The 21,683-nt window shown below is 39.8% G+C and carries 15 protein-coding genes; 3 read left to right on the forward strand and 12 right to left on the reverse strand.

Annotated features, from left to right (window positions below; genetic code table 11):
• Window positions 1-40: 40 nt before the first annotated feature.
• Both lepB and dapB read right to left on the reverse strand, forming a co-directional pair.
• The gene (gene lepB / locus A4V03_RS19280; protein WP_065540001.1) at window positions 41-1,525 is read right to left on the reverse strand and encodes a signal peptidase I; all 1,485 of its coding nucleotides are present in this window, start codon (window positions 1,523-1,525) and stop codon (window positions 41-43) included.
• 35 nt (window positions 1,526-1,560) lie between these two features.
• Window positions 1,561-2,325, reverse strand: coding sequence for a 4-hydroxy-tetrahydrodipicolinate reductase (gene dapB / locus A4V03_RS19285; RefSeq protein WP_065540002.1), 765 nt, complete (start codon window positions 2,323-2,325; stop codon window positions 1,561-1,563).
• A gap of 83 nt (window positions 2,326-2,408) precedes the next feature.
• Here dapB and A4V03_RS19290 point away from each other — a divergent pair, with 83 nt between their 5' ends.
• Window positions 2,409-3,698, forward strand: coding sequence for a DUF2851 family protein (locus A4V03_RS19290; protein ID WP_065540003.1), 1,290 nt, complete (start codon window positions 2,409-2,411; stop codon window positions 3,696-3,698).
• A 185-nt stretch (window positions 3,699-3,883) separates the two neighbouring features.
• On the opposite strand, the gene A4V03_RS19295 is transcribed toward A4V03_RS19290, so the two are convergent.
• From A4V03_RS19295 to A4V03_RS19325, 6 genes are all read right to left on the reverse strand, one after another.
• A complete protein-coding gene (locus A4V03_RS19295; RefSeq protein WP_201442230.1) occupies window positions 3,884-4,738 on the reverse strand; it encodes an Rpn family recombination-promoting nuclease/putative transposase in 855 nt (284 codons plus the stop codon).
• Window positions 4,739-5,144: 406 nt separating this feature from the next.
• Window positions 5,145-6,551, reverse strand: a complete 1,407-nt coding sequence (locus A4V03_RS19300) for an O-antigen ligase family protein (protein WP_236588596.1) — start codon at window positions 6,549-6,551, stop codon at window positions 5,145-5,147.
• A gap of 343 nt (window positions 6,552-6,894) precedes the next feature.
• On the reverse strand, window positions 6,895-7,332 hold the full coding sequence (locus tag A4V03_RS19305; protein WP_201442213.1) for a hypothetical protein: 438 nt from the start codon (window positions 7,330-7,332) through the stop codon (window positions 6,895-6,897).
• Between the two features lie 6 nt (window positions 7,333-7,338).
• Complete coding sequence (locus A4V03_RS21175) at window positions 7,339-8,814, reverse strand: hypothetical protein (RefSeq protein WP_065540007.1); 1,476 nt, start codon at window positions 8,812-8,814, stop codon at window positions 7,339-7,341.
• Between the two features lie 7 nt (window positions 8,815-8,821).
• On the reverse strand, window positions 8,822-9,772 hold the full coding sequence (locus A4V03_RS19320; RefSeq protein ID WP_236588595.1) for a hypothetical protein: 951 nt from the start codon (window positions 9,770-9,772) through the stop codon (window positions 8,822-8,824).
• A gap of 132 nt (window positions 9,773-9,904) precedes the next feature.
• Window positions 9,905-11,710, reverse strand: coding sequence for a transglutaminase domain-containing protein (locus A4V03_RS19325; protein WP_065540009.1), 1,806 nt, complete (start codon window positions 11,708-11,710; stop codon window positions 9,905-9,907).
• A gap of 282 nt (window positions 11,711-11,992) precedes the next feature.
• On the opposite strand from A4V03_RS19325, the gene A4V03_RS19330 reads away from it, so the two are divergent.
• A complete protein-coding gene (locus tag A4V03_RS19330) occupies window positions 11,993-12,553 on the forward strand; it encodes a DUF4348 domain-containing protein (RefSeq protein WP_065540010.1) in 561 nt (186 codons plus the stop codon).
• Between the two features lie 202 nt (window positions 12,554-12,755).
• A complete protein-coding gene (locus tag A4V03_RS19335) occupies window positions 12,756-15,830 on the forward strand; it encodes a chondroitinase family polysaccharide lyase (RefSeq protein WP_065540011.1) in 3,075 nt (1,024 codons plus the stop codon).
• Between the two features lie 438 nt (window positions 15,831-16,268).
• Here the strand turns inward: A4V03_RS19335 and A4V03_RS19340 are convergent, their stop codons facing one another.
• The 4 genes from A4V03_RS19340 to A4V03_RS19355 all read right to left on the reverse strand — a co-directional run bounded on the left by A4V03_RS19340 (window position 16,269) and on the right by A4V03_RS19355 (window position 21,660).
• Window positions 16,269-17,528: a DcaP family trimeric outer membrane transporter gene (locus tag A4V03_RS19340; protein ID WP_084081186.1), complete on the reverse strand. Its 1,260-nt coding sequence runs from the start codon at window positions 17,526-17,528 to the stop codon at window positions 16,269-16,271.
• Between the two features lie 54 nt (window positions 17,529-17,582).
• Window positions 17,583-18,530 (reverse strand): tRNA-dihydrouridine synthase family protein, encoded by a 948-nt coding sequence (locus A4V03_RS19345; protein WP_065540013.1) that lies wholly within the window; start codon window positions 18,528-18,530, stop codon window positions 17,583-17,585.
• Between the two features lie 226 nt (window positions 18,531-18,756).
• A complete protein-coding gene (locus A4V03_RS19350; RefSeq protein WP_065540014.1) occupies window positions 18,757-19,857 on the reverse strand; it encodes a DUF5017 domain-containing protein in 1,101 nt (366 codons plus the stop codon).
• 30 nt (window positions 19,858-19,887) lie between these two features.
• Entirely contained in the window at window positions 19,888-21,660 is a 1,773-nt protein-coding gene (locus A4V03_RS19355) for a RagB/SusD family nutrient uptake outer membrane protein (protein ID WP_065540015.1), read from the reverse strand.
• Between the last annotated feature and the right edge of the window lie 23 nt (window positions 21,661-21,683).

Below are 21,683 nucleotides of genomic sequence, written 5' to 3' on the forward strand. Positions count from 1 at the left end.
ACTTTTATCACCTTATCACTCTATGCTATCCGTACACTTATCAGCCTACCCACTTGAAGAGGCGGTTCCAGCGAATCTTGCCGTCGAACCATCCACGGTCTTTGTCAAGCGATAGCCATACAACAATCGGTTTGCCCACTACGTGGTCTTCGGGCACAAAACCCCAATAACGGGAGTCGGCGGAGTTGTGACGGTTGTCGCCCATCATCCAGTAATAATCCATTTTGAAGGTATACTCGTTGGTCTTTTCACCGTTGATGTAGATACCGTCCGGTTTCACTTCCAGCTTATTGCCTTCGTAGGCTACGATGCAACGCTCATAGATAGGCAGGTTGTCTTCTGTGAGGGTAATGGTAGCTCCTTTGGCAGGAATCCAGATCGGACCGTAATTGTTGCGGTTCCATTGGGTATAAAGATTGAGCGGATACATCTGTCCGGCATAATCTTCGGGTTCCATGACTATTTTGCTGATTAGCTTTTTGTTGCCCAAAAGCGTTTCATACATCTTCTTGGTTAGCGGGAAATGATATACCGGGTTCAGTTTGCCTTGTGCATTCCGGCTGTCCAGTCCCATTTCCAGCAATCCGCTTTCCCAGCCGGAGTCTTCTATCAGCATGGTGTCATCCTTGCTGATGCCTAATTCGCGCAGCATATCCTCGGGAATGTACGGGCCGGTGGTCTGTACGAAGTAATTGAATTGCAGGTTTTCGGGGTTTTCGATTGCTTTACCGTCAATCATCACCTGTCCGCCTACAATCTGAAGGGTATCACCGGGCAGGCCGACACAACGCTTCACATAATTCTCGCGACGGTCTACCGGGCGCCAGAGGACTTCACCGTAAATGCGCGGGTTGTTCATTATCTGTTTACGTCCTGCAGCATAGTACAAATCATAGATAGCACGTTGCTGGGCGCGTGTCAGACTATCCATTTCAATCTGTTTGGAATAGATACGTTGTCCTTCGCCGTAAGCCAGCGTATAGAAGTCCGTTGTCTGTTGGTAGTTCACTGCTACCGTATCTCCTGCGGGGAAGTTGAAGACAACAATGTCATTCAGTTTCACTTTGCCGAAGCCCGGTACCCGTTTGTACTTCCATTGTGGCCACTCGATATATGATTTAGTATTGAAGACAGGTAGTGTATGCTGCGCCAACGGCATGGAAAGGGGAGTGTTCGGTACGCGGGGACCGTAACTCATCTTGCTCACATACAAGAAGTCGCCCACCAGCAATGATTTTTCCAGCGAAGAAGAAGGAATCTGATAATTCTGGAAGATGTAGATATTGACGAAGTAGACAGCAACCAACGCAAACACGATGGCGTCTACCCAGCTCATGACACTGCGAACAGCCGGATTCTTCGACTTCTTCCAAAAAGACCAGGGAATTTTCTTTGTGATATAAATATCGAAAATGAAAGGAACAACAATCAATCCCCACCAACTCCGTACCCAGATAAGGAAGATGAGGTAAAGTAGAATAACGATGGCACATTTGATCCATTGTGCGCGTGTGGCTTGTCTCATAATGTTATATTTGTTTAGAACTAGCTTCTGATATTTTAGTCATTTAAGAACGGGAATAAATCACTCATGCCCAAAAAGCCTTCGTGTGTGGCAGTATATTCGGCAGCCAATACGGCTCCCAATACAAATCCGCCACGGCTCTTGGCATCGTGGGTGATAGAAATGGTGTCTACATCAGACTCATACCGGATGGTATGAAGTCCGAAAACCTCACCCTCACGGATCGAGCTGATAGGAAGTTCGTTAGGGGCACAATCGTTGGTTCCGCTAATGGTTCCGTCCGGTGCAAGGAAAGTCCCTTTCACCCATTTGTCCTTACGGTCTATCTTTTCCAGAATACCTTCCGCCAGTGTAATGGCTGTTCCGCTGGGGGCATCCAGCTTGTGAATATGATGTGTCTCGCTCATGGTGACATCGTATGCGGGGAACTGGTTCATGATTTTAGCCAGATACTTGTTGAGAGCGGAGAAGATGCTGACTCCCAGGCTGAAGTTGGACGACCAAAAGAGTGTTTTTCCCCCTTCCGTGCAGAGCTTCTTGATTTCTTCGCCATGCTCCGCCATCCATCCGGTACTGCCCGATACCAGTTTCACACCGGCTTTGAACGTTTTCATATAATTGCTGTAAGCTACCATCGGATTGGTAAACTCAATGGCCACATCGGCCGATTTGAACGCTTCCGATTCGAAGTCATCCTGATTATTGATATCAATGATGCAGACGATTTCATGTCCGCGACTACGGGCAACCTTTTCTATCTCTTTGCCCATCTTTCCGTAACCGATCAGTGCTATTTTCATTGTTTTTTGACTTATATTCAAAATAATAGTTGCAAAGATAAGATTTTTATTACATTTGCAGCGCACATTAACGTCTTGTTAACATGGAACACCTTCTTCACTACGTGTGGAAACATAAATTATTTCCCCTGAAAGTACTGCAAACCACCAACGGTTTACCGGTAGAAGTGATTGACCCCGGTCTGCAAAACCCCAACGCCGGTCCCGACTTTTTCAACGCGAAACTAAAGATTGATGGCGCCTTGTGGGTGGGAAACATCGAAATACATACACACGCTTCCGACTGGTTCCGCCACGGACATCATTCTGACAAAGCATACGACTCTGTAATTCTTCATGTGGTGAGCGAAGCAGATGCGGAAATAACCCGTTCCAACGGTGAACCGATCCCGCAACTGTTACTGACTTGTCCGGAAAATGTGCGGTTGCATTATCGCGAACTTTGTGTGGCGGACCAATATCCGGCTTGTTATCCCGTCCTTGCCTCTCTTCCCAAACTTACCATTCATTCCTGGCTGACCGCTTTGCAAACGGAACGTTTGGAGCAGAAAGCGCAGTTAATCACACAGCGTCTCGCCCTTTGTAACCGTAATTGGGAAGATGCTTTCTTTATCACCCTTGCCCGTAATTTCGGTTTTGGCTTGAATGGAGATGCTTTTGAAACGTGGGCGGGATTACTGCCGTTTCGTGCGATGGATAAGCACCGGAATGATTTGTTTCAGATAGAGGCTTTTTTCTATGGTTTGGCGGGATTGTTGGAAGAGAAGTTTCTGAAAAGGGAACAGGAAGACGAGTATAGTCTCCGTCTTTGTAAGGAGTTCCGTTATCTGCAGCGGAAGTTTGAAATCGGGCAGGGGATGGACGCTACGTTATGGCGTTTTCTACGGCTTCGTCCGGATAACTTTCCGCATATTCGCCTGGCACAGTTGGCTTATCTCTATCAGAAAGGGGATAAGTTGTTTTCACGTTTGCTGGAAGCGGAAACGCTGGCGGATGTGAGAACTTTGCTGGATACACGTACGTCTTCCTATTGGGAGAATCATTATTTGTTCGGGCGACTTTCTTCGCAAAAGGAGAAAACGCTGGGAGAGCGTTCCAAGGATTTGATTATCATTAATACAGTGGTTCCTTTTCTTTATACATACGGTTTGCATAAGGCAGATGAACGAATGTGTGAACGTGCCGGACGCTTTTTGGAAGAATTGAAGGCGGAGAGCAATCATATTATCCGCTCGTGGAGCGATGCCGGGCTTCCGGTTGTCAGTGCGGCGGATAGTCAGGCATTGATACAGTTGCAAAAAGAGTATTGCGATAAACGGAAATGTTTGTATTGCCGTTTTGGTTATGAGTATTTGAAACATAATTCTTTATAGGGTACATTTTATTAGAATTGTTTGCTTATATAATCCAGTCCGAGGTCTAGTTTCCGACTTCGGACTCAGCAATATCTACGCCTAAGTGCGAATACAGTGTGTAGACGTCTATTTAATGTCAGTTCGATATAATTTAAAACAATGCAAGTTGCCTGTCTTTGATGAATTCAAAACAGTTTCTTTCACTATAACTTTTCTACTTCCTCTTTAGACAATCCGGTAGCTTGTGAAATTATATCGATAGCTACTCCCAATTGTTTCAGATTTCGAGCATTATTCCAATTGGCTTCTCTTGCTCCTTCTTCTCTTCCTTTCTTTTCCGCTGTAGACATAACACTATACCAGTCACGGAAATTTTTCAAACTGTCCCAATACTCGCTCAGTTCAGTCTTGGTGAATTTAGCTATTTCCGCAGTTTCAAAAAGACGGTCAAAAACTCTGTTCTGTAATGCTTTAGGACGTTCAAGCAGAGAAGCAAGATTACGCAAGACAAACAGCCACTTGTCAAACATGTTCTCCAACTCATCCTCATTCTTGTTGAATTTTGGCATTTCAAGGTAAACAAAGGTGAGCTTGTCATAGAATATCTTGTGCGTATAAAGGTCTACAAGCTTCACCTCATGATGGAAATACTTCTCATCCGAATTGTCAAAGGAGAAATTCAGGATACCCACCACATAAACAGCCTTCAACTCATAATCCCATTCCCCCCGTTTGGCCTGCTCACGAATAGGGAAAGTGGAATAAAAGACACTGCGGTCCTTAAAGAACTGCTGCTCGCCACGCTGCATCTCAACCAGGAACTTCTCGCCTTTCTCATTCTCGCAATATACATCAAATACGGCACGACGGTCATATTCCTGCGTGCCAAGATGTTCCGCATTAAGATAAGTGACATCCTTGATAACCTCCTCCTTGAATAAGAGCGCATTCAAAAAGCTGATCAACAATTCCTTATTCATTGCTGTTCCAAAAAGCAACTTGAATCCGAAATCGGTATATGGATTTACATATTTATCCTGTATTCCTTCCGTTCCCATGTCTTTTTCCATTTTTTATAGTTTGAAATTCCAATCCAGCCCCCTTCGTATAACAATAATATGGATTTCCTTTTGAAATGCCTCAATAGCCTTCCGGAGCATTATGTACAAAAGTAGCAATAATCAGATATAATCAAACAGAAAAAGGCTATTTTAACAGAGGGATGAAAATATCCGGGCAAAGATTATCCCTTATTATATAAGCCTCGTTATTTTGTTATTTGTACGGTTGTCTATGGACCGGCTATTTTTTTCAGGCTGTCCAATTATTTTCCTGACTTCGTCAACGCGTACCCCAAAATCAGGGTATGAAAAGTTACAAAACATTATTTATCAAGATATTATAAAATCAATGTTTTTATAGTGACGAAGTCAGGAGCCTAGAAATTCTTTTTCGTATAAATACTTATTGTGTTCTCTTTATATTCTTTTCTTTATGAAGAAACTCTAAAACTTCAGCTTCCATTCGTAAAGCTTTTGTTCCTTTTTTCTTTATCGGTTGTTTTAAAAGGTAATTTCCCATGTTGGTAGCTGCATTTATATTTCCTTCCTCTATATAAAGCTGGAATAATTTGTACGAAGGAGTGATATGATGTGGAATCATGGCAGCAGCCGTTTGATAATATGCTTCAGCCTGGGGAAAATCTTTTTTCTGTTTCCAAAAATCTCCCAGCTTGATATATAGTTCACTATTAGGAGCGATTCGGACAGCTGTTTGCAATATTTGTAGTTTTGTATTTAAAGGATAATCTTCCAAACTACTTTTTGAGTAGATGTACATTAACTGTGAATTATAACGAAATAATGGATATAATTGGGATAGTTGAGAATAGGTGTCCTTGGATATTTTATTTTTATCCACTATCCTGATAATTGTAGTAAAAGTTTTATGATAAATATGATAAGATCCAATTGATATGCATACGATAAAAATGAAGGCTATACTTCTAATGATATATTTTGTAGAATTTGATATTGTAAACGTTTTTATGGTTTTGCTTTTCATCATACCTATTATGCTGATGAATAATATTTCTAGTGGAAAAACCTCGCCAGGATAAGAAAAAAAAGAGAAGACTAAGAAAGTGATTAAGGCGGATTTCAGGCAATGGTCAGTATTATTCTTTTCTTTATAACTAAATAATGCATACAACAACCATGTGACAACAACTAGTCCGACTATTCCCTGTTCTGCTGTTATATGTAAAAACTCGTTGTAGGCATAAAAAATATTGTCAGCTAATAATATGTATGGAGAATTTGGGTTTTGTAGGAAATATTCAGCCTGATAAAGCATATAATTAGCTTGCCATCCTCCGGCTCCAATACCGAATAGAGGATAATCTTTTATCATCGTTATTGTGTTATGCCATATTAGCAATCGGCCATCTGCCGAATCTCTTCTTATAAAGTAGATTGATATGATAAAAACGGTGATGATAAGTAGAAAACTAGATTTCAAAAGAGTTGGTTTGACTTTGATTGTATGTTTTCTTTTTAACCATTGCCATAGGAATATCATGCTTCCTACCAATGCAGCTGTCCATCCGGCGCGTGAACCAGATAATAGTAAACCATATAAAATAAAACAGGCTATCATGCAAAATGATAATGTTAATATACGATGCTTATTTTGTATGTTTTCATAAATGAAAAAAATAGATACTATCCAGCATACTGCTAATAATCCACCTAATGGTCCTGGATTTCCAAACGTTCCTGTGATTCCAAAATCATGATGATTGCTCTCTAAATAATTCGCTTTTTGAAGTATTGAAATGATGACTTCGGTAATTCCCCAAATATAGACCATGTGTAATAGGCAATTGCGATATTGTTTTGATATAATGCGTATGCAAGTATATATAAGGCATAATACAGTTACTCGCCAAATTGATGAGTAGTCAATAGGTACAGCTCTATTTAAGAACAGTAATATGCATATTGATATAAGTAATATATCTTGCATTCTGATAGTTACAATAGAATGGCTTTTCATACTGTTTATAAGGTACATTCAATTTAAGTGGAAATATATTTATACGTGATTTTACTTCCGTATAATTGTGCGTTGGGCTTGTATGTTATTGGGGAATATGTTTATTCAAAGAAGCTGTTCTCTTTGCATTGGGCGATACAAAGAGAACAGAATGTAATTATTTCCATAAAAAGACTTTGGTTATATCTTCTTTATTGACATAATAAATCTTTTCTACTGAATTATAGGCTTCCACATGCAATCTTACTTCTACTGAATAGGCAGAGTCTACCCACCTACTTAAATTCAACGAATAGTCTTGTTTTTGCAAAGCAAATATAATAAAATCTATTCTTCGTGATGAATCCTGCTGAAACACATATTCATTTCTTTTCTTTATAACTACGCCATTGCTATCTTTTAATGTAATAGTGTAATACGTCCCTTTCTTAGGTTCATCATCAGACTTGGGACGTAAAAAGACAGGAGCATTATATTTGTTCTCCAACACAAGCTGAATCTGCTTTGTTTTTTTATCGAATGACAAATCTGCTTCGACTTGGGAAAAAGCCAATAAAGGCAACCCCAAAAATAAAATAACTAATATTGTTCTCATAATATATCATTTTTTTGATTCTATATATTTTAATAATTCTTCATTTCTCCAGATCTGATATTCGATTTCTTTTTGATAATAATCCTCCTTTGCAAATCCATTATTTAATTCTGCTTTATATGTTTCTATTTCATTTTTATACCATTGCGGATTGTCCTTTATCGAATAGACATGTAACTCTTCATTCTTTATTAGATTTATAAGTAATTCATTTGCATATTGTTCACAATACCATTTTAAATAACAATCTAATGCATCAGAAATATCTTTATTTGGCTTTAGAATAAGATCACATGGTGAAGAAGCATTATTAGTATTATTATGCCCGTGTTCACAATGATATATCTCATGCCATAAAATTGATGCTCTTTCTGGTGTTTTATACTTGAAAAAATTGCTACATACTTCAATTGTTCCATCCAGTAAAGTCCGCGCAGTAGTAGTACATATGTCTTTATTTTTCTGAATTTTATATTTAGATAAATCAATTCCTTTAGCTTTCAAAAGAGGAGTTATTTCTTTCAAAGCTGTACTTAGTTGAGGGTCTTCATCTCCTGTGTCAGTTGTCGGTTTTTCTGTCACGGTATCATCCTCCTGACTTGTCGATTCCGGTTCTGTCGGCTCGGGATCTATTGGCGTAGTATCTGGGCTTGAAGAATTTAACCAATCTTCATTATCATTTTCTCCCCATTCACTGTAGTCAGGTTCCGGCTCAATAATAATGTCATCAAACCATCCACCATCATAAGTATAATCATAGTCATCTTCTCCACGAGTCAAAACCATCTTTTTCTTTTGAATATATACAGTAGATGCTAATGCGCGAGCCTGCTCATACTTATCTGATAAATTAGTTTTCCCTGAAGCATTTAATAGAAATACTCCTCCCGTTTTTACTCCGTTCTTATAAGTACTTATACGGGCTGTTACTTGTGAATATACACAGGAATATAAAGCTACTCCTGTGAAACCACCCTTGTCTGCACAATTTATAAAGTTGTTACAAGTTTGTGAGCCATTTCTACTATCATATAATTGGGAGGGTATCAAAGTTAAGATGTATTGATCCATTCTATTGCTCTTTACATCTTTTACTATCACTAGTTTCTGATATACATTGACTTTTCCAGCAGAAGGCTTGCCATTTCTTTCATCTACATAAATTGCTTTAAAGTGATAAGTCGGAGTTATTGGGATATCATAACAAGCAAGTCCGTTGTTTACAGAACCGACCGCTGCATCCCAGTTAGGTACGAAATCACCGGGGGAAACTGTTTCATTCTTTTTATTATCCAATGAACGACTTAACATTAAATTATCACGAGCTTGCGTTTGAAAAAAGTTCTTAGCTTCTTCCAAACTAAAATCTTTCATGTCTGTTTGCAATCTTGACTCCAGCAAAACTTCGTCTTTACAATTAACTACAGTTATGACCATTACAATTGCGCATAAGACAGTATAAATATAAGCTATTTTCTTCATAAAACAATTATTTTAATCCTTTTCTTTTCATTTTCCTTTCAAAATCATATTTCCACCAGCCACACCATTTTTTATAACTGTCAGTTTTAAATAAAGGATTTACTGTCTTGCAGAAGTTGTCACCTAATTGGGAAAGTTGGTCGTATTTATCGGTATCAGGCAATTTCTTTTGATTAAGAATTTTATATTCTTCGATTGCATACTTGTTGTAGGCTATCTTAAATTCATTAATCTGCTTCTGGTCAAGTCCATACTTTGATTTCAAAATATGATCCAATGCCGCATTATTTACTTTCCTCCACTTCGCAGATGCAGACGGAACCGCCACTGCTATTTTTTTTGCCATCTCATCATCAATGGCCATCAATGCCACTTCCCTTTCGGCATTTTTCTTATTACTATTGAATATATCTATACGTTTTTGTTTATACGTATCTTCTATTTGAGCTATAGTAAAAGCATCTTTATATGCAACTTCGTATTTATCCATATCATCAAGTGCTCTGAAGAACAGTCTTTTATATTCAATATACCAAGTCCCATTTTCTACTCCCAATATTTGTTTTATTTTAATATTCAATTCGGACAGCATAGTGTCACTATTCTCATATTTTTCCCATGCTTCTCCAGCATCTTTGTGCATTTTATCCCGTTCTTTTACCCATGCAGATTCGGCTTGATATAAAGCACGCATTTGTTCATACGGAACAAATTTATTTTCACTTAACACCTGGTAACGTTCCATCTCTTGGGTGCAAGAGCTCCATTTTTTATATTTTCCTTCAAAAAATGTCTGGCTGACAATTATGCCATATTTTTTGTAAAGTTTCTTTTGTTCCACTTTAAATTGAGCAGAACTAATTTTACGACTTTTCAATTGGTCATTCTCTTTCTGTAAGGAGAATAGAATTTGTTCGTATTCATCTGCCTTTTGACTATTGATTTTATACGTTCTCATCATATATTCCTTGCGTTTACCGATGTTGACGCCCGGAATAATCTGTGAAAAGCCCACACTTCCTATTAAAAGTAAGGACAAAAACAAAGTAATTTTTCTCATAATTTTATTATTTAATAGTTAGAAATAATTTTACCACCATATCTGTTTCCCATTTTCATAAGTGAATGGACGTTCTTCACGACCTTTAGTCAAATTGTGCAACCATAACAGAGCTTTTTGAGGTACGTTATCATAAACGATACTATCACCTGTTGGGCGTTTCCGGCCTAAACTTATCCATTGATCCTGCCAATAAAACAGTTCATAAGTATCTGTTGAAACTATTGCATTATCGTCATTACGTGGAGCAAATCCAATTTTGGAAATCTTCACTGGTTTATATAAATCCACACCAACCCATAAGTCTATGCCACCACTCACTTGATAATAGGTAAGTGGTTGTCCATCGAAAATATTAAGCATAGTACTGTCCTCGTATATAGCATCACAAGCTATAGGTCGGAATGCTAGAAGCTTCTCATCAGATTGATATAAACAAAATTCTGCGATACTAAAGGTCCCTTTGGGTTTTCTATAACGTATGTAACGATAGGCTTTCTCTGCAGATATTTCTATCTTTTGCATTTTGCTTTCCGGAGTTTTTGTTATTTTATAAAGTTCCGTTACATCAGAAAAGTCTGCTTTATTTGCCCCTTCAAAAACTCCCATAATCATTAATTTTGAGAAATCAACAATTCGCATATTCAAAGGGAATTTGCGTTTACATACGACTCTTTCAAGATGTTTAGTGTCTGGTGTTATTTCCCTTACTGAATCCTCCGATACTATTATTGGGCTGCCTATTGGAATGGCCTCTTCATCTACCCAATGAGTTGGGAGATAAACTATACCATCACCTAAATCAATAGCTTCCTTATTACGATCAACATTGTATATATTTCCAGTCCCAATGCTATGGAATGTTTGAGAAGAGGAAAAAGCAACAGGCACCCATCTTTTTGGAGAAAATACAGATAAAAGATTTTCTTTTTCTTTATTTATATTAGCCGAGACTGTAACATCACATGAGCCGATGTTGTGCAATCTTGTAACATCCAGTATGTCATTGTAACGAAATAATTCTGGAATATTGTCGACATGTTTGGCTAAATCTTGTATTGAATACATCTTACGATATATTTTAGGGGTTTTACGTGATAGATAGTAATCTCTGTCTGCTTGTTTATCAGTGTTTTGAAGTGGATATATTTTGTTGTCTGGTAATATGATTGAAACAAAAGAATGTCCATTGTTATTGCTTCCCCAATAAGGTACAAATTCAAATGCGGCAGGAATTCCTACTGACCGTAAGGCCATAGTAACTAAGGCTGTTCTGTCATCACATTTACCATATCCTGTCCTTATTATTGATGAATATGATTTTAAGGTATCTTTGTAAAATTCGGGAGATAGCTCTATTTTAATTTGAGCATTTATATTCTGTGCTGTTTGAATAATATCGTTGGTACATTGTTTCTCAAATTTTCTACTACAGTCCCATTTCCAATAATACTGTAATGGTTCATCGGAGACTCTGTATGGTAAGATGTATTCGCAGAATTGTTCAAATGTATAGTTTTTCAAATATGGACTCTTTTCTTTTAAAAAGAATGAATGCTCTAGTGATTTTATGAGAGAGTCAGCTTTTACTATATCAATATCATATATTTTCTGTTCTTTGCCATTGATGGAATATTTGTTAGGCATATTTTCTATCAGAAAGCAAGCTGCTTTATATTTATCTTTGTCCTTATTTGTTTTATAATATTCTAAAAAGCGGGTAAGCTCCTTATTATTTGTTTGAGAGTTGCTCGCTATTTTCCATGCTAGTTTTTCACTGGATGAAGTGCAACTGAGTAACAAAAGAAGTAAAAATGCGGTGCAAATTGTTTTCATAGTATTATAATAAAAGGGTGTTCTTTAACTTGTATGCTGCAAAGGTGAGGAAAAATAAGTATTTGAATATGAGTAAATAATACATTAGTAGGATGAAAACGTACATTATCTGACCGTAAACGGATGGAATCGGATATTTCTTTAAAATCTTTCATCTTGAACGTGATAAAGAAGTTTCTTTTGTGCCTTGATTGGCACCAATTTTAATGTATAAAAGTATGGCAAAACCAAACTTGTTACTATCTTTGCAGCGTCAATTAAACTCTTAATTTGTATAGTATTATGAGAGCTAAAAAGTTTGTATGCTGCTTGCTGGCTATGCTGCTGCTTGTTGGTGTTTCGTTTATCTCTTGCGGTAATAGTTCCAAAGCAAAAGCCGATAATGAACTGACTGCGCAGGACGGTGAAAATTTCAAATCCTTTCTGGATAGATTTACTTCCAGTGCAGCCTTCCAGTATACTCGTATCAAGTTCCCATTAAAGACCCCGATTACTTTATTGGCAGATGACGGCGAAACAGAGAAAACATTCCCTTTCACCAAAGAAAAATGGCCGTTGCTGGATAGCGAAACCATGAAAGAAGAACGTATTACTCAGGAAGAAGGGGGAATCTATGTCTCCAAGTTTACGCTGAATGAACCGAAACACAAAATCTTTGAAGCGGGCTATGAAGAGTCCGAAGTGGATTTGCGGGTCGAGTTCGAATTGCAGGCTGACGGGAAATGGTATGTGGTGGACTGCTATACAGGCTGGTATGGATATGACTTGCCGATTGGAGAATTGAAACAAACCATCCAGAATGTGAAAGAAGAGAACGCTGCATTCGAAGAGGTACATCCTTAAAATGGCAATACAAATTCCCGGTCAATACATTATTTGAGATATTTTGTACAATTTGAGCCTCTCTTTTTTCAAAAAGAGGGGTTTCTTTGTATTTGGAAGAACTAATGCCGTAATGGTGAAGAACTGTTCCGCATGCTCTTGCAGGCAATGAGTGACTGTTTGCTGACTTATATGCTGAAAAACCTAATAAGACGATATATCCATGATGAAACAACTTTTTATTAAATTAGGAGTGACAACTCTATTTTCTCTATTGTGTTCAACATATCTTCATGCGCAAGTCGTAACAGATGAGCGGATGTTTTCCTTTGAAGAACCGCAAATCCCGGATTGCATTTCTGCCGTCCAATCACAATTATCTATCTCGGATATACACTATAAAGATGGAAAACATTCGTTGGAATGGACTTTTGAACCGGGAGCTGTATTGCAGATTAAGAAAGATTTGAAGTTTGAGAAGAAAGACCCGACTGGTAAGGACTTGTATCTTTCAGCTTTTATTGTGTGGGTCTACAATGAAACTTCTCAAGATGCAACTATAGAATTTGAGTTCCTAAAGAATGGAAAGAAATGTACCTCCTTTCCTTTTGGTATCAATTTTACCGGTTGGCGTGCCGCGTGGGTTTGTTACGAGCGAGATATGCAAGGCACACCTGAGGAAGGGATGAATGAACTTCGTATTGTAGCTCCGAATTCAAAAGGACGCCTTTTCATCGACCATTTGATTACAGCTACTAAAGTCGATGCACGTCAGCAGACAGCCGATTTGCAAGTACCTTTTGTGAATGCCGGAACAACTAATCATTGGCTGGTTGTTTATCAACATTCTTTTTTAAAACCGGATATTGAACTAACTCCTGTGGGCGACAAGCAACGGGAAGAGATGCAACTGTTGGAGAAACGCTTTCGGGATATGATCTATACGAAGGGCAAGATCACAGATAAAGAGGTTGAGAATATTCGCAAGAAGTACGATTTCTATCAGATCACTTACAAAAACGGTCAGGTTTCGGGAGTACCTATCTATATGGTACGTGCCGCAGAAGCTTATGAACGAATCATCCCGGATTGGAACAAAGATATGTTCACTAAAATGGGGGTGGAAATGCGTGCTTACTTCGATCTGATGAAAAAAATAGCTGTTGCATATAATAATAGTACGGCGAAACCGGTGATTCGGGAAGAAATGAAGAAGAAGTTTTTGGCAATGTACGACCACATAACCGATCAGGGCGTGGTTTATGGTAGTTGTTGGGGAAATATCCATCATTACGGATATAGTGTTCGCGGTCTGTACTTGGCATATTTCCTGATGAAAGATGTGCTTAGAGAAGCAGGCAAACTTCAAGAAGCCGAACGGACATTACGTTGGTATGCGATTACTAACGAAGTGTATCCCAAACCGGAAGTCAACGGAATTGATATGGACTCTTTCAATACACAGACCACAGGACGTATTGCCAGTATTCTGATGATGGAAGATACACCGGAGAAACTGCAATACTTACGGTCTTTCTCTCGTTGGATTGACTATGGTTGCCGTCCTGCACTGGGGTTGTCCGGTTCATTTAAAGTGGACGGAGGTGCTTTCCATCATCGCAATAACTATCCGGCTTATGCCGTAGGCGGGTTGGATGGAGCAACAAATATGATTTATCTTCTCAGCCGGACGGAGTTTGCCGTTTCCAAATTAGCCCATGAAACGGTGAAAAATGTATTGCTGACCATGCGCTTTTATTGTAATAAACTGAATTTCCCTCTCTCTATGTCCGGTCGTCATCCGGATGGAAAAGGTAAACTGGTTCCTATGCATTTTGCCATGATGGCTTTAGCCGGTTCTCCCGATGGAAAGGCGGAATATGACAGTGAAATGGCTTTTTCTTATCTTCGTTTGATTTCAGATTCAGGCGTTGAGAATGATGCTCCCGAATATATGCCGAAAGTTTCGAATGCTGAAGAACGCAAGGTGGCGAAGCTTCTGATAGAGAAAGGTTTCCGCCCGGAACCGGACCCGCAAGGGAATATAGCAATGGGCTATGGTTGTGTCTCTGTTCAACGTCGCAATAATTGGTCTGCCGTGGTACGTGGACATTCCCGTTATTTATGGGCGGCTGAACATTATTTGGGAGCGAATTTATATGGTCGCTATCTGGCACACGGCAGCTTGCAGATATTGACAGCTGCACCAGGGCAGGCGGTGACTCCGGCCACTAGTGGTTGGCAGCAGGAAGGTTTTGACTGGAACCGTATCCCGGGAGTCACATCTATTCATTTGCCATTGGAACAATTGCAGGCTAAAGTGCTCAATGTAGACCGTTATTCGGGAATGGAAGAGATGCTTTATTCGGATGAAGCTTTTGCAGGCGGGTTGTCTCAACAGAAGATGAATGGTAACTTCGGAATGAAGTTGCACGAGCACGACAAGTATAACGGATCGCACCGGGCACGAAAATCTTACCATTTCATCGATGGAATGATTGTCTGCCTTGGATCGGATGTCGAAAATACAAATACGGAGTTCCCCACTGAAACGACTATCTTCCAATTGGCTGTCACTGATAAGGCGGGACATGACTATTGGAAAAATTATCAGGGAGATAAGAAGGTATGGGTAGATCATTTAGGGACAGGTTATTATGTTCCGACTACCATTCGGTTTGAGAAGAACTTCCCTCAACGTTCGCGAATGCAGAATACAGGAAAGGAAACAAAGGGTGATTGGGTCTCTTTGGTAATAGATCATGGAAAGGCACCGAAAAACGGAAGGTATGAATATGCTGTTTTGCCCCAAACGAATGAAACCGCGATGAAGAAGTTTGCGAAAAAGCCCACTTATAAAGTATTGCAGCAAGACCGGAAGGCACATATTGTAGAGTCCGCTTCCGAGCAGATTGTTTCTTATGTGTTATTTGAGACTCCTGAAACAACGTTGCCGGGTGGTCTGTTGCAGCGTGTGGATACTTCCTGCCTAGTTATGACTCATAAAGAATCTGCTGATAAGATTAAACTGACGGTGGCACAACCTGATTTAGCTTTGTATCGCGGTCCAAGTGACGAAGTGTTTGACAAAGACGGGAAGCGGATTGAACGTAGTATCTACTCTCGTCCGTGGATTAATAATGAAAGCAGTGAAATACCGGTGACTGTGACCTTAAAAGGCCGATGGAATGTGGAAGAAACTTCATTTTGTAAAGTCGTCTCTTCTAATGAAAAGCAAACTATCTTACGGTTCGGTTGCAAAGATGGCGCTAGCTTTGAAGTGGAACTAAAGAGATAAGAAGTCAGGCAACTAGAAAATGTTTTGTTTCCCTTTGTACAAGCGTGGTTTCCAAAGCTTTGAAACTATTGTTTCTAGCTGCAGAAACTTTAGTTTCTACAAAGGGAAACTTTGGTTTCAAGCGTATGAAACTCTAGTTTCAAGTAAGGAAACCAAAAGTTTCAAATAGCGAAACGATTGGTTTCTCGGTGTGAAACTAATCGTTTCCCGTAATGAAACAAAGGTTGTATATAAATGAAGTAAATATGACTGTTAGGGCTCCTGTAATGAATGTCTCCGATTAATGAAATGTAGTTTGCTGCTTTCGGTGATAGCAATATTGTCATCACAATGCTGTCACCGATTGCTGTCACAATGCTAATCGTTTATAATCAAATCATTAGGCAGTAATCGGTGACAGGTGACAGATATTAATCAAAATAATTGTGTAGAGAGAGGTTAGAACATAAACATGGCAACAGCAACAATACGGTTGTTGCATACAGCATGAGTATCTCTGATTTTTCCGTTGGAGGCATTGAGTGAACCATACCATGCAGAGCTTAAGGTATATTCCAATCCGAATTTCCAGTGGGGAACATTGTAGGTCAGTTCTGCCCCTGCTGTTACTAACTGGTCGAGGTTTATTCCCGTTCCATACACTTGAGCGTCAGTTCCATTCGGGGCATATAGTGCATCGCTTGTTCCCAAATTCTTAGCATAACCTACAAAGATTCCAGGTTTCCATTTCTGTCCGTAAACAACATTCAACCAGGAGCTGGAGAAACGTATTGGAGTATATTTTTGTTCTCCGGTGTGCTCATTGACTGACTTAATACCGAATCCGCCTAATCCGGAAGCTTGTGTAAGATTGGAACCCAATACACTCTTTGCGGCAATGAACCAGGCTTTATGGGTATATTTTGCATGGGCCTCGTAAGAAAGGGTAGTTATGCGTTCGTCTATTTTATATTTATCTCCGTTCGCTCCCAAGGCACTTGTGCGTGGCTTTAATGATAACAATTCAATGCCGACACCTGCCAGTAAGCCGTCTTTCTTGTAGTCAGCTCCTACATATATCTCCGGGATGCAACCATTCTTTAAGTATTCATGACTTTTTTTGCTCTCTTTCGGTTTGTCAGGATTGATACCTTGTGAAGTGTATTGTGATTGCCACACTACTGCTCCGGTAAGTTGGAAATTCTTGTTTGTATAGCGATAACGAATTTGAGGTGCACGACTAAATGGCTGGAATGGCGCTCCTACGGAGAGATTAAGAATCTGTGGCGACACATCTCCAAATAACGGATGCCAAGTCTGTCCGAGCAATACAGCCGATTTTCCCCAATCCAGATTCAAATAAGCATGGCGGAGTCGAATGACCGAATAAGAAGTACCTGTGCCACGGAAGTCGACCTCTACTTTGGCAGAAGTCTTGGCTGTCCCCAGCTTCGGACCGGCAACGTCTACTCCGAGACGCGAATAAAGAGTATAGAAGTTACTGTTAGGCGTTGAGTTCAAATCATTTCCATCCGGATCACGTACCTTATCTTTCGGATACATATAAAACAATCCGTCCACGGTCTCTACATTAGCACGACTGTTATAATATAAGTCAGTACGAATCTGTCCGTAGAATTTGAACTTGAAATCCTGCATTTGTGCGAAACTGCCCGATACGATTATCAGGCAAAGAAATAAGAGAATGTACTTTTTCATAATGTGCATGTTTGTAAACGGGTGCAAAATTACGTAAAATTACTGGTTATTAGCTTATCGTTGATTAAAAAAGGCAAGGATTGCCTGATTGTATTTGTTGAGGCTTGTGCTTTTATGAATTGCTTTCAGTAGTTTTCTGTCCGCTTGCGGCATTACATATTCCCAGAAAGTTTTCATTTTGTTCAGAAGCTGTTCGTCTCCTCCTTCTAACTGTTTTGCATATTGATTGTATACACATTTATGCATCGATTGCAATCTTTCTCTTATTTCATCGAACTCGAGTGTACGGTTTTGTCTATACTCCAATGCTAATGCCGGGTTGGCAAGTAATCCCCGTCCTATCATCATTCCGGCTAATCCGGGAAACTGTTCCTGAATGTGGCGAATATCTTCCACACTATGGATATCCCCATTATAGATGAGCGGATGTTTGCAGACTCCCCGGAAGGCTTCAAACGCTTTAAGGTCGACTTCTCCTTTATATTGCTGTTTGCCCAAGCGGGGATGCATAACCACTTGTCGTAGAGGGAGCTCATTGATAATCGGAGCCAGTTTCAGACATTCTTCCGGATTTTCCCAACCCAACCTCATTTTGATAGAGAAACTTATTTGCGGATATTCCGTAATCAGCCGGCTAAGTAACGCTTGCACTTCTTCGGGATAAGGAAGAATACCGGAACCATTGTGGCGTTTAGCCAGCATGGGAAAAGGACACCCCATATTGATATCGACTTCCTTATATCCCTTTTCAATGAATAGGGATAAAATCTTGTCTGTTGTCTCAAAAGAGGGAGCTATCAGTTGCGGAATCAGATGGGGTACTTCATTATTCCCAGGCTCGATTCCTCGGACATCTCTATGGCGGAATCCGCCTTTCTCGAGTCGTACAAATGGGGTATAATAAGTATCTATACCTCCGAAGCAGGCTGCATGAGCGTTACGGTAAATCACGTCGGTATAACCTTGTAATGGGGCAAAATGAATAGGAAGAGTCTGTTGCATTGTTTTTATTTTTGTGCAAACTTATATATAAATGTTGATTTATACGCTAGCTGACTAAAGAAAAATGTTTTTTCGGAGGAGAAGAAAGGGAAGAGGATGAAAAGATATGGTAAAAGTAAAAGAGAGGAACCTCGCGGTCCCTCTCTTTCCGATGTTAAACTGATCAAAGTCTGATTTTTATAAACGTTTTCGATGATTGAAGGTTAGAAAAATTGGGGGTATGTTTTTATTCTACAACGTTTATAGTCAGTTCACGTACTACTTGACCACCTTGATGGACGTAGTTTACATTGTTGGCTACGAAAGTAGCGGTGTATGTTCCGGTTTCTTCGTAGGTATGTGAGTATATCTCTAATGATTGCGAGATATTTTTGATGGCTACACCGGCGTCAGGATCGCAGGAACCATTGAGGAGGATTGGGTTGGAAATAAGCCAACTATCTCCTTTGGTATAATCTTTTTTACCTCCACTCGTTACGAAATCATTCGGTTGGCTAGTTCTCCAAAAATATGGGATATTACCGTCCACTGTGGTATATGCTATCTTGTCTGCATATTCTGCGCTTTTCATTTCTTCAAGTGTCAGATTTTTGTTTCCTAATGCTTCCTTCAGTTTGTTGAAATGTCCTCCGTCTTTTGCAAGATCATCTAAATTGTAGGTTACATTCAATGCCGAGAACTCGAAGTTCTTTGCATTAATTGTGGTTGATTTCCCATTGTTGAATTCTAGATTAAGTTGTAATCCTTTAATATGTATAACAGGCATTGTAGCGCTGTTGTCAAGGGGATTCAGGCGGAAAGCAATGCTGATTTCCTTGCCCAAGTAAGAAGTCAAAGGGCAAGAATAGTCTTTAGTAATCTTGGTTGCTTTGGGAAGATCTTCCTGGCTGACAAGTTCTGTCCAGTCACAGTTAGTAACAGCTTCTTTGTCTTTTTCCACGTTGTTGCCACTAATTCCTTCAAATTGATCGGATATTAATATGTGAGTAGAACCTTCGATGGTTTCCGCATTGCCATAGTCATATAATATAGAGAAGTTGATTTCACATCTTTCTACGTCTCCCGGTTGCATTTCAATTCTGTCCCGATGTTTGTATTCATGGCCTATTTCTCCGCTGAAGAAGCTAATAAAATCAGGGTCACCATCGAAGCTGAACGTTACCGGACTTCCTTTCTTTACAGTAACAGTTTTGCCATCGAAGCTGACATTGCTGTCTGTCACCACACCCACTTCCATTGCTGTGTCTTCTTTTAATTCCTTGTCGCATGAAGCCAGGGATAGTCCGGCAAAAGCGATAGTCATCAAACTTTTATATATTGTTTTCATGTCCTTTTCTTTTTTAAGTTATTAAGAGAATTACCAACCCGGATTATTCGTCTTGATAGCACCGTTTGATCCTATTTCATTGGCAGGAATCGGGAAATAATTGTAAGATTTCGGAATATTGAAGTAAGTATATACATTGATTCCGAATTTCCAGGATTCGTCAGTTTGAGCTTTATTTACTTGTTCTTGCATCAGTTTGTAATAGTCTCCCCAACGGATCAGGTCGAAACGGCGTGTATATTCGAAGCAGAGTTCCATAGCACGTTCGTCTTTGATTGCTTCACGGAAGTTGGTTTCATCCAGATTTGCAGCAAGTTTGTTGATTCCTGCACGCTCTCTTACTGCGTTGATACATTCATAAGCTAGATCATTAGGACCATGGTTGACCTCATTCTCTGCCTCTGCAATCATTAGCAGAATGTCAGAGTAACGGAGAAGAGGGAAGTTGATGGAAGTATCGTTTTTACTCTTCTTGTCTGCTTCATATTCTCTGCGATATTTGGCGGCAGCTCTGTTGCGGTTCTTATTGGCATCGTTCTTCGATTCACGGTCACCGTAAGTAGACCCCGGCTCTGTTTTACCATAGCTGAAGGATTTGTCCCAGTATTGTTGTTCCACTTCATCTCTTTTTCCCTTTACAAATTCACGACCGTCTACCGGAGTACCTTCTCCTGCCGACTGGGTGTAAGTGAATGGGGCGATGTTCCAGTTGCAACGGTCAATGTCGCCGTTTGCTTCATACAATTCGAGCAGTTTAGGAGTATTCCAGATAAAAGCGTATGCATAACCTGGGTCACCTTTACCGGTGATGGATGCTTTGGAAGAAAGATCTTTACCCTGAATACCAATGATATTACCGATTCTACCTTCTGCACGTACATCTGTTGAACGGTTACCTGCAAATTCTACTTCCCAAATACTTTCATTAGCCTTGGCACCATCCTTATTGAGAGCTGTGTTATACTTATCAGAGCAAATGTCAATAAAGAAATCCCAATATTTGGCAGCCAGTGAATGACCTTCATTCTTGACTAACTGTGCATAGTAACTTGCTTTTTTGAAATATTCTGTAATCTCGGCACTCGTCGTATTGTTGGCCAAACCTACTTCTTTGTCACGTTTAGGTTCGCCGGCTCTGAACATATATACACGCGCCAACATTCCCCAAGCTGCCGATTTGGAAACACGTCCCGGCAAATAGTTCAAATCTTGAGCAGATTTGAGATCCTCGGCAGAGCCATACATCTCTTTAATGATAAAATCATAAATTGTCTGTTTGTCCGTACGCGGAATAGAGAGGTTATAGGCATCTTCTGTAGAACTGGTCTTGAAAGGTACATCACCCCAACATTCTACCAAAGTGAAATAATAGAATGCGCGTAAGAAGCGGGCTTCGGCTTTGTATTGCTTGCGGGTATCGTCGTTCAGATCGGGCACTGCATCAATGTTTTCCAGGAAAATATTGGCTCTGTTGATGCCGGAGTATAATGTGTACCACAATGCTGCAACGGCAGGATCACTTGTATTGGCATTGTTGCAGATCAACCCACTTTTGTTAGGTCCGCGGTTGGCACCACCATAGTGTCCCAGATCGTCACCTCCTACAAGGTATAAGAATTCATTTCCGTAGAAGGAACTTTGTCCCAGAATGGCATAGGTTCCTGTCAGCCAAGAGGCAGCGTCCGCTTCATTTTTGAAGAAGTTTTCAGGAGTGGTGTATGTCGGGTCTTTTTCCAGGAAATCGCAGGAAGTCAGGTTAAGTCCGACAAGAAGTGATATGATGATTATTTTTATTGTTTTCATATACGTAATTGTTTGAAGGATGA

The organism is Bacteroides caecimuris (assembly GCF_001688725.2).
In the GTDB taxonomy this organism is placed as follows: domain Bacteria; phylum Bacteroidota; class Bacteroidia; order Bacteroidales; family Bacteroidaceae; genus Bacteroides; species Bacteroides caecimuris.

Excerpts from the sequence above, each read along its gene's own strand:
- A4V03_RS19335 (WP_065540011.1), top strand. The coding sequence starts at position 12,756 with ATGATGAAACAACTTTTTATTAAATTAGGAGTGACAACTCTATTTTCT.
- A4V03_RS19330 (WP_065540010.1), top strand. The coding sequence starts at position 11,993 with ATGAGAGCTAAAAAGTTTGTATGCTGCTTGCTGGCTATGCTGCTGCTT.
- A4V03_RS19320 (WP_236588595.1), bottom strand. The coding sequence starts at position 9,772 with ATGAGAACGTATAAAATCAATAGTCAAAAGGCAGATGAATACGAACAA.
- dapB (WP_065540002.1), bottom strand. The coding sequence starts at position 2,325 with ATGAAAATAGCACTGATCGGTTACGGAAAGATGGGCAAAGAGATAGAA.
- A4V03_RS19340 (WP_084081186.1), bottom strand. The coding sequence starts at position 17,528 with ATGAAAAAGTACATTCTCTTATTTCTTTGCCTGATAATCGTATCGGGC.
- A4V03_RS19325 (WP_065540009.1), bottom strand. The coding sequence starts at position 11,710 with ATGAAAACAATTTGCACCGCATTTTTACTTCTTTTGTTACTCAGTTGC.
- A4V03_RS19345 (WP_065540013.1), bottom strand. The coding sequence starts at position 18,530 with ATGCAACAGACTCTTCCTATTCATTTTGCCCCATTACAAGGTTATACC.
- A4V03_RS19290 (WP_065540003.1), top strand. The coding sequence starts at position 2,409 with ATGGAACACCTTCTTCACTACGTGTGGAAACATAAATTATTTCCCCTG.
- A4V03_RS19305 (WP_201442213.1), bottom strand. The coding sequence starts at position 7,332 with ATGAGAACAATATTAGTTATTTTATTTTTGGGGTTGCCTTTATTGGCT.
- lepB (WP_065540001.1), bottom strand. The coding sequence starts at position 1,525 with ATGAGACAAGCCACACGCGCACAATGGATCAAATGTGCCATCGTTATT.
- A4V03_RS19355 (WP_065540015.1), bottom strand. The coding sequence starts at position 21,660 with ATGAAAACAATAAAAATAATCATCATATCACTTCTTGTCGGACTTAAC.
- A4V03_RS19295 (WP_201442230.1), bottom strand. The coding sequence starts at position 4,738 with ATGGGAACGGAAGGAATACAGGATAAATATGTAAATCCATATACCGAT.
- A4V03_RS19300 (WP_236588596.1), bottom strand. The coding sequence starts at position 6,551 with ATGGTCTATATTTGGGGAATTACCGAAGTCATCATTTCAATACTTCAA.
- A4V03_RS21175 (WP_065540007.1), bottom strand. The coding sequence starts at position 8,814 with ATGAAGAAAATAGCTTATATTTATACTGTCTTATGCGCAATTGTAATG.
- A4V03_RS19350 (WP_065540014.1), bottom strand. The coding sequence starts at position 19,857 with ATGAAAACAATATATAAAAGTTTGATGACTATCGCTTTTGCCGGACTA.